This is a genomic window from Pseudogemmobacter sonorensis, from assembly GCF_042762395.1.
GTDB classification, from domain to species: Bacteria; Pseudomonadota; Alphaproteobacteria; order Rhodobacterales; family Rhodobacteraceae; genus Pseudogemmobacter; species Pseudogemmobacter sonorensis.
Genome location: NZ_JBEFZE010000010.1, coordinates 80,726 through 98,793, shown reverse-complemented (window position 1 = coordinate 98,793; position 18,068 = coordinate 80,726). Strand labels below are relative to the sequence as shown.

At 69.1% G+C, this 18,068-nt stretch carries 20 protein-coding genes and 3 pseudogenes; 13 read left to right on the top strand and 10 right to left on the bottom strand.

Features of this window, described 5'->3' with window-relative positions; genetic code table 11:
* Window positions 1–507, bottom strand: a complete 507-nt coding sequence (locus ABNX41_RS10070; RefSeq protein WP_438669595.1) for a M48 family metalloprotease — start codon at window positions 505–507, stop codon at window positions 1–3.
* 259 nt (window positions 508–766) lie between these two features.
* Between ABNX41_RS10070 and ABNX41_RS10065 the strand changes: the two genes are divergently transcribed.
* The 6 genes from ABNX41_RS10065 to ABNX41_RS10040 all read left to right on the top strand — a co-directional run bounded on the left by ABNX41_RS10065 (window position 767) and on the right by ABNX41_RS10040 (window position 8,111).
* Entirely contained in the window at window positions 767–1,717 is a 951-nt protein-coding gene (locus ABNX41_RS10065) for a MurR/RpiR family transcriptional regulator (protein ID WP_438669594.1), read from the top strand.
* A 66-nt stretch (window positions 1,718–1,783) separates the two neighbouring features.
* Window positions 1,784–2,575: an SDR family oxidoreductase gene (locus ABNX41_RS10060; RefSeq protein ID WP_438669593.1), complete on the top strand. Its 792-nt coding sequence runs from the start codon at window positions 1,784–1,786 to the stop codon at window positions 2,573–2,575.
* A gap of 43 nt (window positions 2,576–2,618) precedes the next feature.
* Window positions 2,619–4,520 carry a beta-N-acetylhexosaminidase gene (locus tag ABNX41_RS10055; protein ID WP_438669592.1) on the top strand — a complete coding sequence of 634 codons (1,902 nt, stop codon included), beginning with the start codon at window positions 2,619–2,621 and terminating at the stop codon, window positions 4,518–4,520.
* A gap of 60 nt (window positions 4,521–4,580) precedes the next feature.
* Window positions 4,581–6,017: a M81 family metallopeptidase gene (locus ABNX41_RS10050; RefSeq protein WP_438669591.1), complete on the top strand. Its 1,437-nt coding sequence runs from the start codon at window positions 4,581–4,583 to the stop codon at window positions 6,015–6,017.
* Window positions 6,018–6,021: 4 nt separating this feature from the next.
* Window positions 6,022–7,362 carry an MFS transporter gene (locus tag ABNX41_RS10045; RefSeq protein WP_438669590.1) on the top strand — a complete coding sequence of 447 codons (1,341 nt, stop codon included), beginning with the start codon at window positions 6,022–6,024 and terminating at the stop codon, window positions 7,360–7,362.
* The gene (locus ABNX41_RS10040) at window positions 7,359–8,111 is read left to right on the top strand and encodes a copper homeostasis protein CutC (protein WP_438669589.1); all 753 of its coding nucleotides are present in this window, start codon (window positions 7,359–7,361) and stop codon (window positions 8,109–8,111) included. The genes ABNX41_RS10045 and ABNX41_RS10040 overlap by 4 nt, the downstream gene beginning before the upstream one ends.
* Here the strand turns inward: ABNX41_RS10040 and nagB are convergent.
* On the bottom strand, window positions 8,069–8,848 hold the full coding sequence (gene nagB / locus ABNX41_RS10035) for a glucosamine-6-phosphate deaminase (protein WP_438669588.1): 780 nt from the start codon (window positions 8,846–8,848) through the stop codon (window positions 8,069–8,071). The genes ABNX41_RS10040 and nagB overlap by 43 nt on opposite strands.
* Before the next feature lie 3 nt (window positions 8,849–8,851).
* Window positions 8,852–9,244: a RidA family protein gene (locus ABNX41_RS10030; RefSeq protein ID WP_438669587.1), complete on the bottom strand. Its 393-nt coding sequence runs from the start codon at window positions 9,242–9,244 to the stop codon at window positions 8,852–8,854.
* Window positions 9,245–9,460: 216 nt separating this feature from the next.
* Between ABNX41_RS10030 and deoD the strand changes: the two genes are divergently transcribed.
* Both deoD and ABNX41_RS10020 read left to right on the top strand, forming a co-directional pair.
* Window positions 9,461–10,177: a purine-nucleoside phosphorylase gene (deoD, locus tag ABNX41_RS10025; RefSeq protein WP_438669586.1), complete on the top strand. Its 717-nt coding sequence runs from the start codon at window positions 9,461–9,463 to the stop codon at window positions 10,175–10,177.
* 437 nt (window positions 10,178–10,614) lie between these two features.
* On the top strand, window positions 10,615–11,043 hold the full coding sequence (locus tag ABNX41_RS10020) for a VOC family protein (RefSeq protein ID WP_438669585.1): 429 nt from the start codon (window positions 10,615–10,617) through the stop codon (window positions 11,041–11,043).
* 371 nt (window positions 11,044–11,414) lie between these two features.
* Here the strand turns inward: ABNX41_RS10020 and ABNX41_RS10015 are convergent, their stop codons facing one another.
* The 7 genes and pseudogenes from ABNX41_RS10015 to ABNX41_RS09985 all read right to left on the bottom strand — a co-directional run.
* Window positions 11,415–11,990: an iron chelate uptake ABC transporter family permease subunit gene (locus tag ABNX41_RS10015; RefSeq protein WP_438669584.1), complete on the bottom strand. Its 576-nt coding sequence runs from the start codon at window positions 11,988–11,990 to the stop codon at window positions 11,415–11,417.
* A 24-nt stretch (window positions 11,991–12,014) separates the two neighbouring features.
* Entirely contained in the window at window positions 12,015–12,263 is a 249-nt protein-coding gene (locus ABNX41_RS10010) for an iron chelate uptake ABC transporter family permease subunit (protein ID WP_438669583.1), read from the bottom strand.
* A complete protein-coding gene (locus tag ABNX41_RS10005) occupies window positions 12,233–12,661 on the bottom strand; it encodes an iron chelate uptake ABC transporter family permease subunit (protein ID WP_438669582.1) in 429 nt (142 codons plus the stop codon). The genes ABNX41_RS10010 and ABNX41_RS10005 overlap by 31 nt, the downstream gene beginning before the upstream one ends.
* 242 nt (window positions 12,662–12,903) lie before the next feature.
* A pseudogene (locus ABNX41_RS10000) lies at window positions 12,904–12,963 on the bottom strand (hypothetical protein); the annotation flags it as partial.
* Between the two features lie 367 nt (window positions 12,964–13,330).
* A pseudogene (locus ABNX41_RS09995) lies at window positions 13,331–13,753 on the bottom strand (manganese catalase family protein); the annotation flags it as partial.
* A complete protein-coding gene (locus ABNX41_RS09990; protein WP_438669628.1) occupies window positions 13,729–13,992 on the bottom strand; it encodes a manganese catalase family protein in 264 nt (87 codons plus the stop codon). The pseudogene ABNX41_RS09995 and the gene ABNX41_RS09990, both read right to left, overlap by 25 nt.
* A gap of 49 nt (window positions 13,993–14,041) precedes the next feature.
* A pseudogene (locus ABNX41_RS09985) lies at window positions 14,042–14,233 on the bottom strand (manganese catalase family protein); the annotation flags it as partial.
* Between the two features lie 198 nt (window positions 14,234–14,431).
* On the opposite strand from ABNX41_RS09985, the gene ABNX41_RS09980 reads away from it, so the two are divergent.
* The 5 genes from ABNX41_RS09980 (at window position 14,432) to efeU (ending at window position 18,064) form a co-directional block, all read left to right on the top strand.
* Window positions 14,432–14,920 carry a LysR family transcriptional regulator gene (locus ABNX41_RS09980; RefSeq protein ID WP_438669581.1) on the top strand — a complete coding sequence of 163 codons (489 nt, stop codon included), beginning with the start codon at window positions 14,432–14,434 and terminating at the stop codon, window positions 14,918–14,920.
* A complete protein-coding gene (locus ABNX41_RS09975; RefSeq protein WP_438669580.1) occupies window positions 14,917–15,312 on the top strand; it encodes a LysR substrate-binding domain-containing protein in 396 nt (131 codons plus the stop codon). Before ABNX41_RS09980 ends, ABNX41_RS09975 begins: the two co-directional genes overlap by 4 nt.
* Window positions 15,313–15,387: 75 nt before the next feature.
* A complete protein-coding gene (locus ABNX41_RS09970) occupies window positions 15,388–16,107 on the top strand; it encodes an ABC transporter ATP-binding protein (RefSeq protein ID WP_438669579.1) in 720 nt (239 codons plus the stop codon).
* A 14-nt stretch (window positions 16,108–16,121) separates the two neighbouring features.
* The gene (locus tag ABNX41_RS09965) at window positions 16,122–17,231 is read left to right on the top strand and encodes a SufD family Fe-S cluster assembly protein (RefSeq protein WP_438669578.1); all 1,110 of its coding nucleotides are present in this window, start codon (window positions 16,122–16,124) and stop codon (window positions 17,229–17,231) included.
* Window positions 17,231–18,064 carry an iron uptake transporter permease EfeU gene (gene efeU, locus ABNX41_RS09960; RefSeq protein WP_438669577.1) on the top strand — a complete coding sequence of 278 codons (834 nt, stop codon included), beginning with the start codon at window positions 17,231–17,233 and terminating at the stop codon, window positions 18,062–18,064. The genes ABNX41_RS09965 and efeU overlap by 1 nt, the downstream gene beginning before the upstream one ends.
* Window positions 18,065–18,068 lie beyond the last annotated feature (4 nt).

Here is an 18,068-nt window from a genome sequence, read left to right as displayed (position 1 = left end):
TCACTCCTTGATATGGGGAAGATAACCGACGAAACCCGCGATCTTCCAGCCACCATCCTCGCGACGGCAGATGTAAAGCGTCTGCCAGTTCATCCGATCCGACGTGCCATCAGCCTTCGGCAGGCGGCCGTCGAACTTCTTGCGCACCAGCGCGGCATCGCCGGTGATCTCGATCTCTTCCAGCCGGGTGGCGGCATAGATCGCGGCGCGCGGATCGCCCGCGAAGACGCCCGCCGCCCGGTCGGCGACGAAGACCTCGGCCTGACGCAACCATTCGGCGCGGTAGGCCTCAAGCGTGGGGAAGGCCAGGGTGAAGCCCTGCGGATCGGGCTGGAAGTTCCCCGAAACCCCGGTGAAGTTCCGCGCGATGAAATCCCCGGCGACCGCCGCCCAGTCGGCGCTGGTCCAGGCATCGATATCGCGCGCGACCAGCATCTGCCAGATCGCGCGGCGATCGGGATCGCCCTTGGGGAACGGATTGAGGAACGGGTCGCGTTCTGCCGTCATCTTGGGCCAGCCTTTCGACAGATCATGAAAATCTTTTCAGCATTCATGTATATTCTCTGGAATAATCGCGATGGATATGGCTAAATGTCAAGGAAGAACGAAAATGAATTTCTGGATTCCTGCCAGTGCTTGACCGGACGATCATCTCGGGGTTGGTGGCGGGCACTCTCTGCCCCGACACCCCCTGCCGAGCGCACCGCATCCGAGGCCGCATCCGGCCGGACCTCATCGGAACGGGCTCCAGCCGAACGGGAAATTCATGACCGATCTGAAAGAAACCGCAAGCGAAACGGCGCCGCCTGCCAACCCCGCCCCCCCCGAGGCCTCGGGGGCCACGATGGGTGCCTCGGGCCTGATCGCGGCGCTGACCGATGAGGAGGGCAGGCTCTCCGCGCTGGAAAGACGGCTGGCGCAATCGGTCCTGGCGGATGTGAACTATGCCACCAATGCCTCGATCACCGAGATCGCGGCGCGGGCGGGCGTCTCGCCCCCCACGGTGACGCGGTTCTGCCGCCGCCTGGGCTGCGCCTCGTTCTCGGATTTCAAGGTGCAACTGGCCAAGAGCGCCTATGTCGGGCTGCGCTACCTGAAACCCGAATCGGTGACCTCGACCGCCGCCGAAGTGGCCGAGGATATCGTCACCAAGGCGCAGAACGCGCTGTTCGAGATGCACCGCAACCTCGACCTCGCGGTGATCGAGCGGGCGGCGGCGCTGCTTGCGGGCGCGGGGATGATCTATGCCTTCGGCGCGGGCGGCAATTCCTCGATGATCGTCAACGAATTGCAGAACCGGCTGTTCCGGTTGGGCGCGCGGGTCTCGGCCTCCAACGACCACGGGATGAACCTGATGCTCTCGGCGGCGGCCGAGCCGGGGACCGTGGTGTTCGGCTCCAGCTTCACCGGGCGCAATGCCGAACTGGTGCGCTGCTTCCAGGTGCTGCGCGACCGCGGCGTGCCGACCATCGCGCTGACGCAGAGCGGCTCTCCGGTGGCGGAGGCGGCGGATCTGGTGATCGCCGTTGACCTGCCCGAGGGGCAGAACATCTTCCGCGCCTCCTCGACCCGATATGCCAGCCTCGCGGTGGTGGATATCCTTGCCAATCTGGTGGCCTATGCCGACCGGGTGCGCTCGGCCCGGATCCTGCGCGGCATCAAGGAACAGCTCATCCGCCACCGCGACGGTGACGACCGCCAGCTTCTGGGCGACTGACCCCCGGCCGGGCGCGAAGCGGCCGCGCCCCCGCCGGTTATCCTGTTGCCGCGCAAGGGGATGCCCATGCGGGATACCGACGAGACCGCCGCGCGCGGTCTGGCCATCGTCACCGGGGCCGCCGGCGATATCGGCCGCGCCATCGCGGCAAGGCTGCGGCGCGACCATGATCTGGTGTTGCTGGCCGACCGCGACCTGCCCGCCGCCGAGCGCGCGGCGGCGGAACTGGGGGCGGGATTCACGCCCGTCCAGGTCGATGTGACCGATGCGCAAAGCTGCCTGGATCTGGCCAGGGCGGCCGAGGATCTTGGCGGCGCGCGGACCCTGGTGAACAACGCGGGCGCCGCCCTCTCGCCCAGCCTGCATGCCACCACCGCCGAAAGCTTCGCCGCCGATAGGGCGCTGAACCTCGACGCGGCCTTTCTGGTCTTCTCGGCACTGGCCGCGCAGTTGACCGCGCATCGCGGGGCGGTGGTCAACATCGTCTCGGTCAATGGGATCTCGGTCTTCGGCCATCCGGCCTATTCGGCCGCCAAGGCGGGGATGATCCATCTGACCCGACTGATCGCGGTGGAATACGGCCGCCACGGCATCCGCGCCAATGCAGTCGCACCCGGCACCGTGCGCACCCAGGCCTGGGAGGCCCGCGCCATCGCCAACCCCGAGGTCTTCACCGAGGCCGCCGCGCATTATCCCCTTGGCCGCATCGTGCGCCCCGAGGATGTGGCCGAGGCGGTAGGCTTCCTCGCCTCGCCCCTGGCCGCCGCGATCACCGGGACGGTGCTGCCGGTGGACTGCGGCCTGACCGCGGGCATCCCCGCGCTGGCGCGCACCTTCAGCCAAAGCGACGACTACTGACACCCACCGACCCACACCGACAAAAAGACGACAGGGAAGCGACATGACCCTTTTTCTGGAAAACGCCTGGGCCCCCGAACCCGCCCCCGAAGGCACATGGGAGATCCGGCTGACCAATCTCTCGGATGAGGTGCTGGAGGATTTCACCCTCGCCCTGACCACCATCACCCGCATCATCGACCGCGAGCGGGTCTCGGGCGGGCGTCTGGTGCGAAGGGTGGCGAACTACCACGAATTCGCCCCGCCCGAAGGGTTGCGGCTGGCGCCGGGTGAAAGCTGGCTGGTCCGGGCCGAGGCGCTGAACCGCTCGCCCTTCCATCGCAATGACGCGGCGAAGACCGCCTGGGTCAATCTCGGCGCGCGCCGCCTGGCCGTCCAGGTGGGCGACCTGATCCAGGCCGACGCGCCCCCCGCCCCGCCGCCGCCGCGCATGCCCGCGGGACGGCTGACGCTGCCCTTCGCGCTGCTGCCCTGGCCGAATGCGATCCGGGCCGAGCCGGGCCCTGCCCCGGTCCTGCTGCATGCCGCCCCCGGCACGGCGATGGCCGACCTGCGGCTGATGCTGTCGGTCGATGCGCTGCACGCCCGCCTGTTCCCGGCCGCGCGCAAGCTGTTCCAGCTTTCGCCCGCCCCCGGCACGCGCGAGATCGCCTTCGCCTATGACGCCTCGATCCCGGCCGAGGGCTACCGGCTGAGATTCGGCCGCGGGATCGAGCTTGCCTCCAGTGCCGAGGCCGGGCGCCGCCACGGGCTGGTCGCGCTGGCCCAGATGCTGCACGGCGCCTTCACCGATCCCGCCTTCCGCTTTCCGGCCGAGGGCGTGATCGAGGATGCCCCGCGCTACGGCTGGCGCGGCAGCCATCTGGACGTCTCGCGCCATTTCTGGCGCTTCGATCAGGTCAAGCGCGTGGTCGATATCCTGGCCTGGCACCGGATGAACCTTTTCCACTGGCATCTCACCGACGACGAGGGCTGGCGGGCCGAGATCCTGGCCTATCCCGAACTGACCCGCGCGGGCGCGCATCGCAGCGCCGACACCCCCGCCATGCTGCCGCAACTGGGCGACGGGCCGGGCGTCTCGGGCGGGTTCTATACCCAGGACCAGATGCGCGAACTGGTCGCCCATGCCGGCGCCCTGGGGATCGAGGTCATGCCCGAGATCGAAACCCCCGGCCATGCCGCCTGCGTCGTCGCGGCCCTGCCCTTCCTGGTCGACCCCGACGAGACGCCCGACAGCTATCACCCGGTCCAGGGCTATCCCAACAACTCCTGGAACCCAGCCATCCCCGAAACCTTCGTGGTGCTGGAGCGCATCATCGACGAGCTTTGCGCCATCTTCCCCTCGCGCCATTTCCACATCGGCGGGGACGAGGTGGCGAAGAACGCCTGGCTGGAAAGCCCGAAGGCCCGCGCCCTGATGCAGCGCGAGGGGCTTTCCGGCACGTTCGAACTGCAAAGCTGGTTCCTGCGCCGCGTCAAGGCGATGCTGGACGCGCGCGGGCGGGTGCTGGTCGGCTGGAACGAGGTCGCCCATGGTGGCGGCGTCGCGCCCGAGAACACCCTGCTGATGGCCTGGGAAAAGCCCGAGGTCGGGATCGAACTGGCGCGCCAGGGCTATGACGTGGTGATGACGCCGGGCCAGGCCTATTACCTCGACATGGTGCAGGGCGCGGACTGGCTGGAAAACGGCGCGGGCTGGGCTGGGCCGGTGCCGCCCCGGCAAAGCTACGATTACGAGGCCGAGGGCGATTTCCCCGAAGAGCTCCGCCCCCGGATGCGCGGCATCCAGGCCTGCATCTGGTGCGAGCATTTCACCTCGGACGCCTGGTTCAACGATCTCGTCTTCCCGCGCCTTTCCGCCGTGGCCGAGGCCGCCTGGACCCGGCGCGAGAACAAGGACTGGCTGCGCTTCGCAGCCCAGACCAGGCTTCACCCCACGCTTTGACCCTTCGGGGGGCGCCGGATCCGCGCGCCCCCCTCATCCCCCTTTCGCAGGACAGATCCCATGCGTATCGCCGTCGGCGGCATCCATACCGAATGCTCAACCTATTCCCCCGTCCTGATGCAGGCGCAGGATTTTCACGTGCTGCGCGGCGCGGAACTGCTGTCGCATGAACATTTCGGCTTTCTCGGCGCCTTCCCGCAAGTGCGCATCGCGCCGCTGCTTCATGCCCGCGCCGTGCCCGGCGGCCCGGTCTCGCGCGCGACATACGAGGCCTTCAAGGCCGAGTTTCTCGACCTGCTGCGCGCCGCCCTGCCCTGCGACGGCGTCTATCTTGCCATGCATGGCGCGATGAAGGTCGAGGGCATGTTCGATGCCGAGGGCGACTGGATCTCCGCCGTCAGGGATCTGGTCGGGCCCGAGATGGTGATCGCGACCTCCTACGACCTGCATGGCAATGTCTCGGCCCGGGTGACCGACCAGATCGACATTTTCGCGGCCTATCGCACCGCGCCGCATATCGACACGCCCGAGACGATGACCGCCGCCTTCGCGATGCTGCTGCGCGCGCTGGAGACGGGCACGCGGTCGGGGGTGGTGCGGGTGCCGGTGCCGCTGCTTCTGCCCGGCGAGCGCTCCTCGACCGAGGACGAGCCCGCCCGCAGCCTCTATGCCGCCCTGCCGGGGCTGGAGGGGCCGCAGGTTTGGCGCACCGATCTGATGATCGGCTATGTCTGGGCGGACGAGCCGCGCGCGACGGCCTGCGCAATGGTCACCGGCACCGACCTGGCCGCCTGCACCCGGGCCGCGCTGCGGATCGGCGCCGATTTCTGGACCGCGCGCGACAGGTTCCGCTTCGGGCCGGTCACCGGGCCGCTGGAAGAGATGCTCGACATCGCCGCCCGCGCCACCACCGCGCCGGTGATCCTGGCCGATTCCGGCGACAATCCCACCGGCGGCGGCGTGGGCGACCGCGCCGACGTGCTGGCCGCGCTGATCGCGCGCGGCTGGCAGGATGCGCTGATCGCCGGGATCACCGATCTTCCCGCGCTTGAGGCCTGTTTCCAGGCCGGGCCCGGCGCGAGCCTGACCCTGCGGATCGGCGGCAGCCTAGATCCCGCGGGCGACACGGTCGAGACGCGGGCCCAGGTGATCCGGCTGGTCCCCGGCACCGCCCCCGCCGAGCGCGAGGCCGTGGTCCGCATCGGCGGCATCACCCTGGTCCTGGCCGCGCGGCGCCGCCCCTATCACAACCTGTCCGATTTCGCCCGGCTGGGGCTCGACCCGCGCGCGGTCGGGCTTCTGGTGGTGAAATCGGGCTATCTCTCGCCCGAACTGGCGCCGATCGCCAATCCCAACCTGATGGCGCTCAGCGAGGGCGTGGTCAGCCAGGACATCGCGCGGCTGGAAAACCTGCACCGCCCGCCCGGCACCCTGCCCTTCGAGGCGCGGGCGGATTTCACCCCGGAAGCCGAGCCCTCGGCCCGGTTCCGGGGCTGATCCGATGCGGGCCTGGATCTCGATCCTGCGCCGCCATCGGGTGGTGCGTGCCTCGGCTGCGGCGATCTTCCTCTACGGCTTTTCCGGGGCCGCCACCTCGCCCTATCAATCCGTGATCGGCATCCGGGAGTTGGGGCTCTCCGACCAGGCCTATGCGATGATCGCGCTGGCGGCTTCGGTGGCCAATGTGGTGCTGGCGATCGGGATCGGGCTCATGTCCGACCGCTTTCACAGCTATCGCCGCCCGCTGGCCTTCGTCGCCGCCTTCGGGGTGATCGGCTACGGGCTGGTCTGGGCCTTCCCCTCGGCCTGGATGTTCGCCTTCGCGACGGTGGGGCCGCTTGCGCTTTACCATGCCACCAATTCCATGCTGTTCGGCAATGTCCGCGCCCATACCGACCGTTTCGACCCCGAAGAGGCCCGGATCGCCAACGCCCTGATGCGGATGATGATTTCGCTGTCCTGGGTGCTGGTGCCCGGCGCGGTGGGGATCGCGCTGGCGGGGCGAACGAGCATGATCGGATCCTATCTGATCGCGGCCCTGGTCGCAGGGGGCTGCCTTGCCACCGTCCTGTTCTGGCTGGAGCCCGACCGCCCTCCCGCCCCCGGCCCCAATCCCGCCGCCGCCCCCGATCCCGAGGCGCCGCCCGAAGGCGGCACCGGCACCGCCCGCGTCGCCCCCACCACCGGCCGCCCCGACCGGCCCGCCCAGGTGCGGCTGCCCGGCCCGCCCGCGCTGTCCGATCTGCGCCTGATCCTGGCGCCCGCAACCCTGCTGCGAATCCTTGGCGTGGCGCTGATCAGCCAGGTCCTGCACGTCAATGCCGCCGTCCTGCCCCTGATCCTGACCGGGCAGGCCATGGGCCGGGCCGAGGACATCGGCTATGTTATCGGCATGGTCGCGGCGCTTGAGGTGGTCTTCATGTTCTTCTGGACCGGGGTGCTGCGCCGGGTGCGGCTGACCTCGGCGCTGCTGACCACGGCGGCGCTGTATCTGGTCTATCTGGGCATCCTCGCGCTGTCGGACGCGGCCTGGCAGGTCTATGCCGCCAGCCTGATCGGGGGCTTTGCCGCCGCCGGGATCATCTCGCTGCCGATCTCCTACCTGCTCGACATGATCCGCGACCGGCCGGGGCTTTCGGCCTCGCTGATCGCGGTGAACATGTTCGCGGGGGGGGCGCTTGGCGCCGGGGTCTTCGCGCTTGGCAGCCTGGCCGCGCACGGCGCGGGGGGCGGCCTGCTTGCCAGTCTGGGCGGCTATCCCCTTGCGGCGCTGATCAGCGGCGTGCTCGGGGTTCTGGGCGGCGCGCTGCTGGTGGCGATGGAACGCAGGAGGCCGGGATGAAGGGCCCCCGCATCCTGCTTGAGGTCTGCGTCGAGGATGCCGCCGGGATCCTGGCCGCGGACAACGGCGCCGACCGGATCGAGCTTTGCGCCGCGCTGGCGCTTGGCGGGCTGACTCCCTCGGCCGGGCTGATGGATCTGGCGGTGGCCTCGCCCCTGCCCACCATGGCGATGATCCGCCCCCGCGCGGGCGATTTCGTCTGGAGCGCGGCCGAGCGCCGCGCCATGCGCGCCGAGATCCGCGCCGCCCGCGCGGCGGGGCTGGCGGGGGTGGTGATCGGGGCCTCGCTTCCCGACGGCCGACTGGACGACGAGACGCTGGCCGAGCTTCTGGCCGAGGCGGCCGGGCTCGACGTAACCCTGCATCGCGCCATCGACCTGTGCCCCGACCCGGCCGAGGCGATGGAGACCTGCGCACGGCTGGGCATCCGCCGGGTGCTGTCCTCGGGCGGGGCGGCCACGGCGGCAGCGGGCGTGGCGCGGCTGAAGGCGATGGCGCGTCCCGGCATCACCGTGATGCCCGGCGCGGGGATCGACGCCGGAAACCTGCGCGACCTGGCCAGGCTGGCCTTGCGCGAGGTCCACGCCTCTTGCAGTTCTCCGCGCTCTGCCCCCGGGCTGGCGGCGGTCGAGACCTTCGGCTTCCAGCCGAAGGGCGCCCGCGCCACCGATCCGGCCCGCGTCGCCGCCCTGCGCGCCGCGCTGGATCAGATCTCGGCGTCGCAGCCCGAGGGGTGGACGGCCTCGTAGTAATCCCGCAGCGAGAGCTTCGCCGCCGCCGTTTCGTCCAGCACCACCGTCGCATGGCGGTGGAGTTGCAGCGCCGAGGCCGGGCAGGCCGCCGACAGCGGCCCCTCGATCATCTGCGCCGCCGCCACCGCCTTGCCGGTGCCATGGGCCAGCAGAAGCACCTCCTGCGCACGCAGGATGGTGCCGATCCCCATGGTGATCGCATGGCGCGGCACGTCGGCGGGATCGTCGAAGAAACGGGCGTTGGCCTCGCGCGTGGAATGGGTCAGCGTCTTGACCCGCGTCAGCGAGGACAGGCTCGACGTCGGCTCGTTGAAGCCGATATGGCCGTTGGCGCCCAGCCCCAGAAGCTGAAGCCCGATGTCGCCCGCGCGGACGATCTCGGCCTCGTAGCGGTCGGCCTCGGCCCGCGCGTCGCCGGTATCGCCGTGCGGCAACAAGGTGGCCCCGGGCGCGAAATCGACATGGTCGAACAGATGCGCCCGCATGTAGCGCCAGTAGGAGGCCGGGTGATCCGGCGACAACCCGACATATTCGTCCAGGTTGAACGAACGCGCGGCGGCGAAACTGACATCGCCCGCGCGGTGATGCGCGATCAGCCGGGCGTAAAGCGCCTCCATCGTGCCGCCGGTGGCAAGGCCGAGGACGGTCCGCGGCTGGCGGCGCAACCTTTCGGCGATCAGCCCCGCCGCGCGCTCCGCCGCGGCCGCCGGATCGGGAAGGATCAGAACCCGCATGGCCTAGATCGGCTTCCAGGCGATGGCGTCGATCTCGACCTTGGCATCGACCATCAGCCGCGATTCCACCGTCGAGCGCGCGGGCGGGTTCGGGCCGAAATGCTTCTCGAAGACGGCGTTGAAGCTGGAAAAGTCGCGCGCGTCGTCCAGCCAGCAGGTGACCTTGATCACATCCTCCAGCCCGCAGCCCGCAAGCGCCAGCACCGCCTTGATGTTCTCGATCACCTGTTCGGTCTGGGCGGTGATGCCGCCGGGGATCACCTCGCCGTCGCGGGTCGGCACCTGGCCCGAGACATGGACGTAATCCCCCGCCCGCACCGCCTTGGCAAAGGGCCTGCGCTGCCCCCCCGCCTGCGGATCGGCGATATCGTATCGGATGAGACGGGAATCGGACATGATCGCGCTCCGGCTGCGATGCGGGGAGTATGGGTAATTCATTTTCATTATATCCGGGAGATGCACCGCCCATCAAGCCTTATGCGGCGAGATCCGGCATATTCGTGTAATTAAATTTCTTTGACGCCTCATCTGTGACCGGCCGAGGTGCCCCCTTGCGCCGTAGCGCCGCTTCGGCATCAATGGGGCGGGGCAGCGGATCAGGACGGAACCGGCATGAGCTTTCACATCGGCGCGAAACCCGGCGAGATCGCCGAGACGGTGCTTCTGCCCGGCGACCCCTATCGCGCCCGCTGGGCGGCGCGGACCTTCCTGGACGGTGCGGTCCTGGTCAACGAGGTGCGCGGGATGCTGGGCTATACCGGCACCTGGCGCGGCCATCGGGTGACGATCCACGGCACCGGCATGGGCATGCCGTCGATGTCGATCTATGCCAACGAGCTGATCCGCGACCACGGCGCACGGGTGCTGATCCGCATCGGATCGGCGGGGGCTATGCAGCCCGATGTCGGGCTGCGCGACGTGGTTCTGGCCATGGCGGCCTCGACCGAGGGCTCGCCCTCGCGGTCGCTGTTCCGCGAGGTGAACTTCGCCCCCACGGCGGATTTCGACCTGCTGACCCGGGCACATGCCAAAGCACATGCCGGAGCTGCGGGCCGGGCGAGGGTGCATGTCGGCATGGTGCACTCATCGGACACGTTCTATGACGAGCGGCAGGATCTGTCGGATCAATTGCGGCGCCATCGCTGCCTTGCAGTCGAGATGGAGACCGCCGAACTCTACACCCTTGCCGCCCGCCACGGCGCCCGCGCGCTTTCTGTCCTGACCATTTCTGACCATGTCCTGACCGGAGAGGCGTTGCCAGCCGAAGAGCGCGAGAAGAGCTTCGGCGCGATGGTGGAGATCGCGCTGGCGGCGGCTTTCGGGGGCTAGGGGGCGCTGCCCCCTCGGCCCGTGCCGGGCCTCACCCCCGGGATATTTCCGCAAAGAAGAAAGAGGCGAAGAAATTCGGTGGTTGTGAGAGGGCGGCGCGTCTGGTTACCCGGCCTGTGGCCCCGGTCGGGCGCGGCGGGCATTATCAGATTTGCGTTTCCCGCCTTGCGGGCATGCTGCGGCACGGTGGCGGGGGGGTATGCCCGTGGTGGGGCGGGCGCCCCCTGTAAGATCTGCGGCGGACCCGGCCTGTGAAAAGCAGGGCGGAACGTGCCCGTGCGGATCGGACGGGAGTGTCGGAGCCGGGTCAGCCCGGCGTCGCGGCAACAGGATGGTTTCCGTTGCCGCCTGCATCTGCCATCGTTCCCGCCTGCGGGCCTTCCGGCCCTTGGCCGGGCCGGAGCCCGGGAACAGGCTGCCTTATCTGGAGAGTGATCGTGGAATCCAATCGATTGCATCGCGGCAGGCTGATCGATCACATCCAGCTTGTGGTGCAGGACCTCGCGGCCAGCCAGGCCTTCTACGAAGTCGTTCTCGCGGTGCCGGAGATCCCGGTCGTCGGCACGTCCGACGATTATTTCTGGGCGGACGAGCTTGTGGTCTCCTCGGCACAGAGCCGGGCGGCATTGGGCGTGCTGACCGGCCGCCATCATCTGGCCTTCCAGGCGCGTGACCGCGAGATGGTCGATGCCTTCCACCGCGCCGCACTGGCCCATGGCGGCCGCGACAATGGCGCGCCCGGCGCGCGAGACTATCACCCCGGCTATTACGCCGCCTTCGTTCGCGACCCCGATGGCAACAATATTGAGGCGGTCTATCATGGCGAGGGGCGGCGCAGCGCGCCTTCGGTGGTGATCGACTTCTAGCGACACGCCGGGCCCGGCGCAGAGGCCCGCGCGTCTGGCGGCAAGGGCGGGCGCGCAGCATCCTGGGGCCGTGGGCAATATGAAATCGTGCCTCTGTCGCGGCGATCCGGCATCATCGCAGGGGGATCTGCGGAGCCCCTGCGGACCGGGCGCGCGGCCTTTCGCCTCCCGGCGGCGCGATGCTCGCGCTGAAAGCCGCCGGAGCGGCTGGCCGCCGAGCAGGACCTCGCCCGCCAGTGGAGGCGCCCCCCGCGAGCGCCCGCAGGAGCGTGGATTTCTCGCTGCCGTTCGGCCCGGCCAGCACGGTGAACCGGCCCTCGGGAATGCCAAGCGGCCCCCCTCGCCCAGGATGTGGTGGCAATGGGCCAAAGTCATCCCCTGTGCCCGCGAGGCCTCCAGGACAGCCAGCCGTAGAAGGGCGCACCGGTCTGTGCCACCGCCAGCCCCGCCGGGATCTGCGTCGGTGCGATCAGCCTCCGCCCGACCAGATCGGCGGCGATCAGCAGGGCCGCCCCGATCAGGCCCGCAAGCGGAAGGATCCGGCGGCGATCGCCGCCCGCCAGGCGCCGGGCCAGATGCGGGGCGATCAGCCCGACGAAGCCGATCGGACCGCTGGCCGCGACCACCGCCGCCGCCAGCGCCGCCCGGGGTAGCCACAAGGCAGACACGGCCGGAAAGCCGACCAGCAGCAGCACCGCCGCAAGGTCGGGTCCGCCGTTGATGCCAATCAGCCCCGGCTCAAGCAGCGGGTTGCGGATCACCGCCTGGCAGATGGTTCCGGCAAGCCCCGGGGCCGCCGTCGCCGCCAGCGCGGTCAGCGCGCGCAGCAGGCGCAATTCGCCCAGGATGAAAAGCTGGTCCGCGGACAGGCCCGCGCCCCCGGCCAGCAGGCGCAGAGCTGCCTGCGGCGGGATGATCCGCTCTTCGACCATCAGCGACAGCAGCAAGAGGCCGGGAAGCCAGAAGCCGCGTCATCGCCCCTCCGCCCCGAGGCGCCTGTGGACCAGCCACAGGAAGGCCGACGCCCCGACCAGCACCAGCGCGATGCCGACCGGAATGTCGCGCCCGAACAGGGCGCGCGGCAGGGCATCGGCGACCAGGACCAGCCCGGCCCCGACCAGCATCCCGCAGGATAGCCCGCGCGCAAAGCCCTCGGCCCGGACGATCAGGCGCAGGGCATGGGGCACGATCAGGCCGACGAAGCCCAGGGAGTCGGCCAACGCAACCGCCACGGCGGCCAGCAGCACAGCCAGCCCGATCCCGATCGTCCACACCAGCGCGCCACCGCGAGCCCAAGGCCCGCCGCCACCTCGGGCCCGAGCGCCAGCAGGCTCAGGCGGGCGCGCAGCAAGAGCGCGAGGCCAAGCGCCGCGCCAAGCCAGGGCAGCGCCGCCGCAAGGCCCGCCCGCCCCTGCCCGACCAAGGATCCCACCGTCCATTGCCGCACGGCATCCAGCATGGCCTCGTCCAAGATCAGCAGCACCGCCGTCGTCAAGGCGAGGAAGTCCGAAACGATGACCCCGGCCAGAACCAGCCGCAGCGGGGCGTTGCCCCGGCGGCCGTTGCCCGCCAGCGCATGGACCAGAAGCGCGGCCAGGATGGCGCCGAGGAAGGCCACCCTGCTCGATGTCGAACAGGCTGCGGCTGCCACGCCGCTCGGCGCGTCCGCTCGGGCACTTCCATCAGCGCCCGCGCCGTGCGCTCCAGCCGCAGGCGGTCATGCAGACGCTGCTCGGGCAGCGGCGCGGGATCGGCGCTTTCCTCCAGATCCGGCATGGCGATCTCGATGCGGCCGCGCAACTGGTCGCGGCGCAACTGGTCGATCATCAGGGTGCGCGCGCTGCGAAACAGCAGGGGGCCGGGGTCGCGCCCGTCGTCGCCCTCGCGCGTCAGAAGCCGCACGAACACATCCTGCGTCATGTCCTCGGCCAGATCGGCGGAGGCGCCCCGATGGGTCAAGGTCAGGCAGCGCGCATGCTGGCGGAACAATCCCTGGACATCCCAAGCGACGCCGTCCCGCTCTCCCTTCGTTTCGTAGGCGCGTTCGAGTGCCCGGTTCCCGGCCGACATCGTCGCTCAGTGGGCAAGCCTGCGGCAAGAATGCAGCATGCGAGGCCGGGAATAGATCACATCGGCGCGGAAAGGTTCAGTGCCCCGGACATGTGACCCCGGGCGTTGCGGGCCCGCAACGGCGCGAGCGGCGCAAAAATGACGGGCCGGGCAATTCCCGCCCGGCCCATCGGCACCGACCGGGACAAGGGCACCCGGTCAACGTGCTTTTGTCGTGTCAGGTCGCCTTGGCGTAAAGCTTGCTGGAGGTTTCCAGGATTTCCTCGGGGTGGTAATCGGGGATGAAGGCCGAGGCGACGCCTTCGGCCTTATATTGCAGGCCGCCGGTGGGCGGGCCGTCCACCACCCCAAGCGGGCCGGAGCCGTCCAGCGCCTCGCCCTCCCAGATCACGCCGATCTCGTGGTAGGCGTCGGGGCTGAAGCGGTAAAGCTTGCGGTGCATCCCGCCGTCGAGGAAGGGCTTGCTCTCGCGGGTCGACACGCCTTCGATGTTCGGGATCGGCAGCATCTTCTTCATGTCCACCCCGGTCAGCTTCTTCAGCGCCAGCGCATAGGCATGCACGCCCCCGCGGGTGAACAGGTAACCCAGCATATGCCGCGCCGCCGGGTTGTCGGTCATCTCGTAGGCCCGCGGCTTGGCCGTCCGCGCGCCGTTCTACAGGAAGACGTTGGCAGGAGGTCGAGAAACAGGTTGCCCGAGTTGAAGATATAGTCCCCCCGCCAGGGCTGGCCCAGGGCATTGGTTGCCATCCCCCCATGCGGGCCACTGATGTGGAAATTCGGCCCCGCGCCCGCCGCGCCGCCGAACAGATCCCCGAAGATCGCGTTGCCCTTTTCCAGATCGCCCTTCGGCTCGGCCCCGTGCAGAAGCCCGTTCACCGCCGCGCCCACGAGCTCGATATGGCCCAGATCCTTTGGTCGCGATATTGGCGATCAGCGTATAGAGCGGGCGCAGCTTCTCGCGCTGACGGAAGTTGAAGCTTTGATACATATAGGTGTTGAGCGCGGTCATCTCGCCAAAGCGGCCGCCCATCAGCCCGTTCACCGCCGCGGCGGCCCAGGGGTCGGGATCCTTGGGCAGGGGCATCTCCACCTGAAGCCTGTCGATACGCAGAAACATCGGAACGCCTCCTTGGCAGTTGAATGTCCAAATTCTGACTGTTATGGTCGAGATATGGAAAGATATTGGGTAAGTCGGGCCGATAAGCCGGATTTATCGGGGAAAGCGCCATGTCCTCTTCTCTGGCTGGGCTTTCGCTTCGCGACCTTGAGTATCTGGAAGCCATAGCGGAACATCGACATTTCGGGCGCGCCGCCGATGCCTGCGGCGTGTCGCGCGCCTGCGCTGTCGATCCAGATCCACAAGCTGGAAAACCTGCTGGATGCGGTCATCTTCAAGCGGACGCCGCGCGGCGTGGTGCTGACCCCGAAGGGCAGCCGGATCCTGACGCTGAGCCAGGTGGTGCTGCGCGAGGCGCGGGTGCTGCTGGCCTCGCGCCTGGCGGCCGAGGAAGAACCCGCCGGGCCCCTGCATGTGGGCGCGCTGCCCACGCTGGGCCCCTATCTGCTGCCGCAGGTGATTCGCCCCTTGCGCGCCCGCTTTCCGAAGCTGCGCTTCGTGCTGTCCGAGGACAGGTCGGAAAAGCTGGCAGGCCAGCTTGCCTCGGGCGAGATCGACGCGGCGTTGGCCTGCGACACCGGCGATGGCGGAGCGCTTGCGCAGGAACCGCTGTTCTTCGAGCCCTTCGTCCCGCCCGGCACGACGGTGCCGCCGCCGCGCCGGACCAGCAGGACAGCGATTCGATGATGGCCATCGAAGAGGGCCATTGCCTGCATGACCAGTTGCGCGCGACCTGCGGCCCGGCCCTGCGCGGGGCGAGCAGGCGGGCGTCGAGCCTTGAGATGCTGCGCCAGATGGTCGCCGCCGGGGAAGGCGTGTCGCTGATGCCGGTGCTGGCCGCCCTGTCCTTCGAGCGCGGCGACGGTCTGACCACGCATCGCCCCCTGAACGATCCGCGCGCGGGCCGCGAGGTGGTGCTGTCGCACCGGCGCTCCGACACCCGCGCGGCCTGGTTCGCCGTGATCGCGCGGACGATCCGCGAGGCCGTGACCGGCCAGCCCGTCCGGCCGATGCAGGCGAACCCCGCCCGGGATATTGCGGCAGATCAAGGCAGGCCGCGGATATCCGGGATATCATAGGCATGTTTCCGGCAGGCCACGTCACTCTCGCAGCGGGTCCGGTTTTTCCAAACCACATGAGCAGGAGGAACGCTCGTGGCCGAGACACTCGAAATCCGCAATCTGGACGTCTCCGCCGGAGAGACGCAGATCCTCTCGGGGATCGACCTGACCATCGGGCCGGGGGAACTGCATGTGCTCTTCGGCCCCAACGGCTCGGGCAAGTCCTCGCTGCTGGCGGCGATCATGGGCCTGCCGCCCTTCCGCGTCACCGGGGGGGAGATCCTGTTCCGGGGCCAGCGCATCGACATGCTGGCGGTGGACGCGCGCGCCCGGCTGGGGATCGGCATGGCCTTCCAGCGCCCGCCCGCGCTCGACGGGGTGACGGTCAGCGGCCTCTCCGAGGCGCTCGGCGCCGGGGACCGGCTGGCGGCCGAGGCCGCCGCGCTTGACCTGGAGCGTTTCACCGGACGGGGCATCAACCAGGGCTTCTCGGGCGGCGAGATCAAGCGGTGGGAAATCCTCAAGCTCTTTCTGCAACGGCCCGACCTTCTGCTGTTCGACGAGCCCGAAAGCGGGGTCGATCTGGAACATATCGCTGCGGTCGGATCCGCCATCGACCGGCTGATGCAGGGTCCGAAGGGCCGCCGCTCGGGGCTGGTGATCACCCATACCGGCTTCATCCTCGACCATCTGACGGCGGATGTCGGCCATATCATGTCGGGCGGCCGGATCGTCCATTCCGGCGATCCCCGCGAGTTGTTCCAGCATATCCGCAACCACGGCTACCGCGCGCCCGCCGCGCAGGTGGCGTGAACAGGAGCGATACCATGACCCTCCATACCCCTCCGCTCTCGGCCGAAGAGGTCGCGCGGCTCGCCCGCCTCGGTTATGCGACGGATAGGGAACGTGCCGGGACCTGCATCCTCGTCGATCAGGGTGTGCGCCACATCTCGGTCCAGGACAATCAGGTCGAGATCCTGCCCATCGCCGAAGCGTTGCGCCGCCACGACTGGGTGCAGGGCCTGATGTTCTCGCTGATCGCGCCGGATCATGACGAACATGTCCGCCAGGCGTCCGAGAGCACCGACCCGCCTCTGGGCCATTTCGTCCGGGTGATGGAGGGGGCGAAGCTGCGCCTGCCGGTGCAGCTTTTCGACATGATCGAGACGCCGCAGCAGCGCCAGTTCTTCCACAACATCACCGTGGTCGAAAAAGGCGCCGAGGTCGAATTCGTCACCGGATCCTCGGTGTCGCCCAATGTGCGCGCGGGTCACCATATCTCGATCTCGGAAAGCTTCCTGCGCGAAGGCGCGACCTGCCGCTCGGTCTCGGTCGAACAATGGGGGCCGGAGATGCAGGTTCATTCCTATGCCCGCAGCCGCATCGACAAGGGCGCGCATTCCGTGGCGACCAGCATCATGATGTCGCCCCTGCGCCATCACTATTCCCACAGCCTGACCGAGATCGCCGAGGACGGGTCGTCCGGCGACCAGGCCATCGTCTTCGCGCCCGAGGGCACGACCCGGATCATGGAAAGCGGGATCCGCCTGGCCGGGCGCGGCGCCACATCCGAAACCACGACGCGGATGGTGGCGGCGGGCGGGCATATCACCAACCGCAACCTTCTGGTAGGCGCCGCGCCCGGCACGCGCGGCTTCCTCGGCTGCGACGGGCTGAAGCTGGGCGCGGCGGGCGAGATCGTCTCGGTCCCCGGCCTGCGCGCCGAAAGCGCGGAATCGCAGCTCTCGCACGAGGCTTCGATCGGCATGATCTCGGCCGAGAAGATGGCCTATCTGATGGCCACGGGCCTGACCGAGGACGCCGCGCGCGACCTGATCCTGCAAGGCTTCCTGCGGCTTGAGGAAAGCAATGTGCCCGAGGCGATGCGGGCCGAAGTGAACGCCATGATCGCGGCGGCGAAATCCGGGTCGATGTGATGCTCGCCCCTTTCCTCATCATGCTGCGCGAGGGGATCGAGGCGGCGCTGATCGTGGGCATCATCGCCAGCTACCTGCGCCAGACCGGGCGCGGGGAATGGCTGCCGGTGATCTGGATCGGTATTTTCCTCGCCGTGGCGCTTTCGCTCTTCGTCGGCGCGGGCCTGCTGCTGGTGGCCTCGGAATTCCCGCAAAAGGCGCAGGAGGCGTTCGAGGCCGCCGTGGGCCTGATCGCGGTGGCCGTGCTGACCTGGATGGTGTTCTGGATGCGCCGCGCCGCGCGCGGGATCCGGGCCGGATTGCAGGCCGATATCGACCGCGCGATGAAGGCCCCCGCCCGGGCCACCTGGGCGCTGATCGGCATGGCCTTCTTCGCCGTCGCGCGCGAGGGGCTGGAATCGGTCTTCTTCCTGCTGGCGATCTTCCAGCAAAGCCCGGGGCCCGCCGCACCCCTCTCGGCCCTGGCCGGGGTCGCAGTGGCGGTGGCGCTCGGCCTTGCGATCTACTGGGGCGGCATCCGCATCGACCTGCGGCGGTTCTTCCGCTGGACCGGGGTGTTCATCCTGCTGATCGCGGCGGGCCTCCTGGCCGGCGTGCTGCGCAACCTGCATGAGGCCGGGCTCTGGAACCACCTGCAGACCCTGGTCTTCGACCTGTCCGGGTCGCTGCCGGTCTCGGGCGTTCCCGGCACGGTGCTCTCCGGGCTTTTCGGCTATCACCATGCGCCGACCCTGGGCGAGGCCCTGGTCTGGGCGCTGTATCTGGCGGTGACTTTGCCGCTGTTCCTGCGGTCGGATCGTCCGGCCGCGGCTCTCGACGCAAGCAAGGCATGACGAG

Excerpts from the sequence above, each read along its gene's own strand:
- ABNX41_RS10040 (WP_438669589.1), top strand. The coding sequence starts at position 7,359 with ATGAAGGGCCCCCGCATCCTGCTTGAGGTCTGCGTCGAGGATGCCGCC.
- ABNX41_RS09980 (WP_438669581.1), top strand. The coding sequence starts at position 14,432 with ATGCCTGCGGCGTGTCGCGCGCCTGCGCTGTCGATCCAGATCCACAAG.
- ABNX41_RS10065 (WP_438669594.1), top strand. The coding sequence starts at position 767 with ATGACCGATCTGAAAGAAACCGCAAGCGAAACGGCGCCGCCTGCCAAC.
- ABNX41_RS09965 (WP_438669578.1), top strand. The coding sequence starts at position 16,122 with ATGACCCTCCATACCCCTCCGCTCTCGGCCGAAGAGGTCGCGCGGCTC.
- ABNX41_RS09975 (WP_438669580.1), top strand. The coding sequence starts at position 14,917 with ATGATGGCCATCGAAGAGGGCCATTGCCTGCATGACCAGTTGCGCGCG.
- efeU (WP_438669577.1), top strand. The coding sequence starts at position 17,231 with ATGCTCGCCCCTTTCCTCATCATGCTGCGCGAGGGGATCGAGGCGGCG.
- ABNX41_RS10050 (WP_438669591.1), top strand. The coding sequence starts at position 4,581 with ATGCGTATCGCCGTCGGCGGCATCCATACCGAATGCTCAACCTATTCC.
- ABNX41_RS10060 (WP_438669593.1), top strand. The coding sequence starts at position 1,784 with ATGCGGGATACCGACGAGACCGCCGCGCGCGGTCTGGCCATCGTCACC.
- deoD (WP_438669586.1), top strand. The coding sequence starts at position 9,461 with ATGAGCTTTCACATCGGCGCGAAACCCGGCGAGATCGCCGAGACGGTG.
- ABNX41_RS10030 (WP_438669587.1), bottom strand. The coding sequence starts at position 9,244 with ATGTCCGATTCCCGTCTCATCCGATACGATATCGCCGATCCGCAGGCG.
- ABNX41_RS10045 (WP_438669590.1), top strand. The coding sequence starts at position 6,022 with ATGCGGGCCTGGATCTCGATCCTGCGCCGCCATCGGGTGGTGCGTGCC.
- ABNX41_RS10055 (WP_438669592.1), top strand. The coding sequence starts at position 2,619 with ATGACCCTTTTTCTGGAAAACGCCTGGGCCCCCGAACCCGCCCCCGAA.
- ABNX41_RS10070 (WP_438669595.1), bottom strand. The coding sequence starts at position 507 with ATGACGGCAGAACGCGACCCGTTCCTCAATCCGTTCCCCAAGGGCGAT.
- nagB (WP_438669588.1), bottom strand. The coding sequence starts at position 8,848 with ATGCGGGTTCTGATCCTTCCCGATCCGGCGGCCGCGGCGGAGCGCGCG.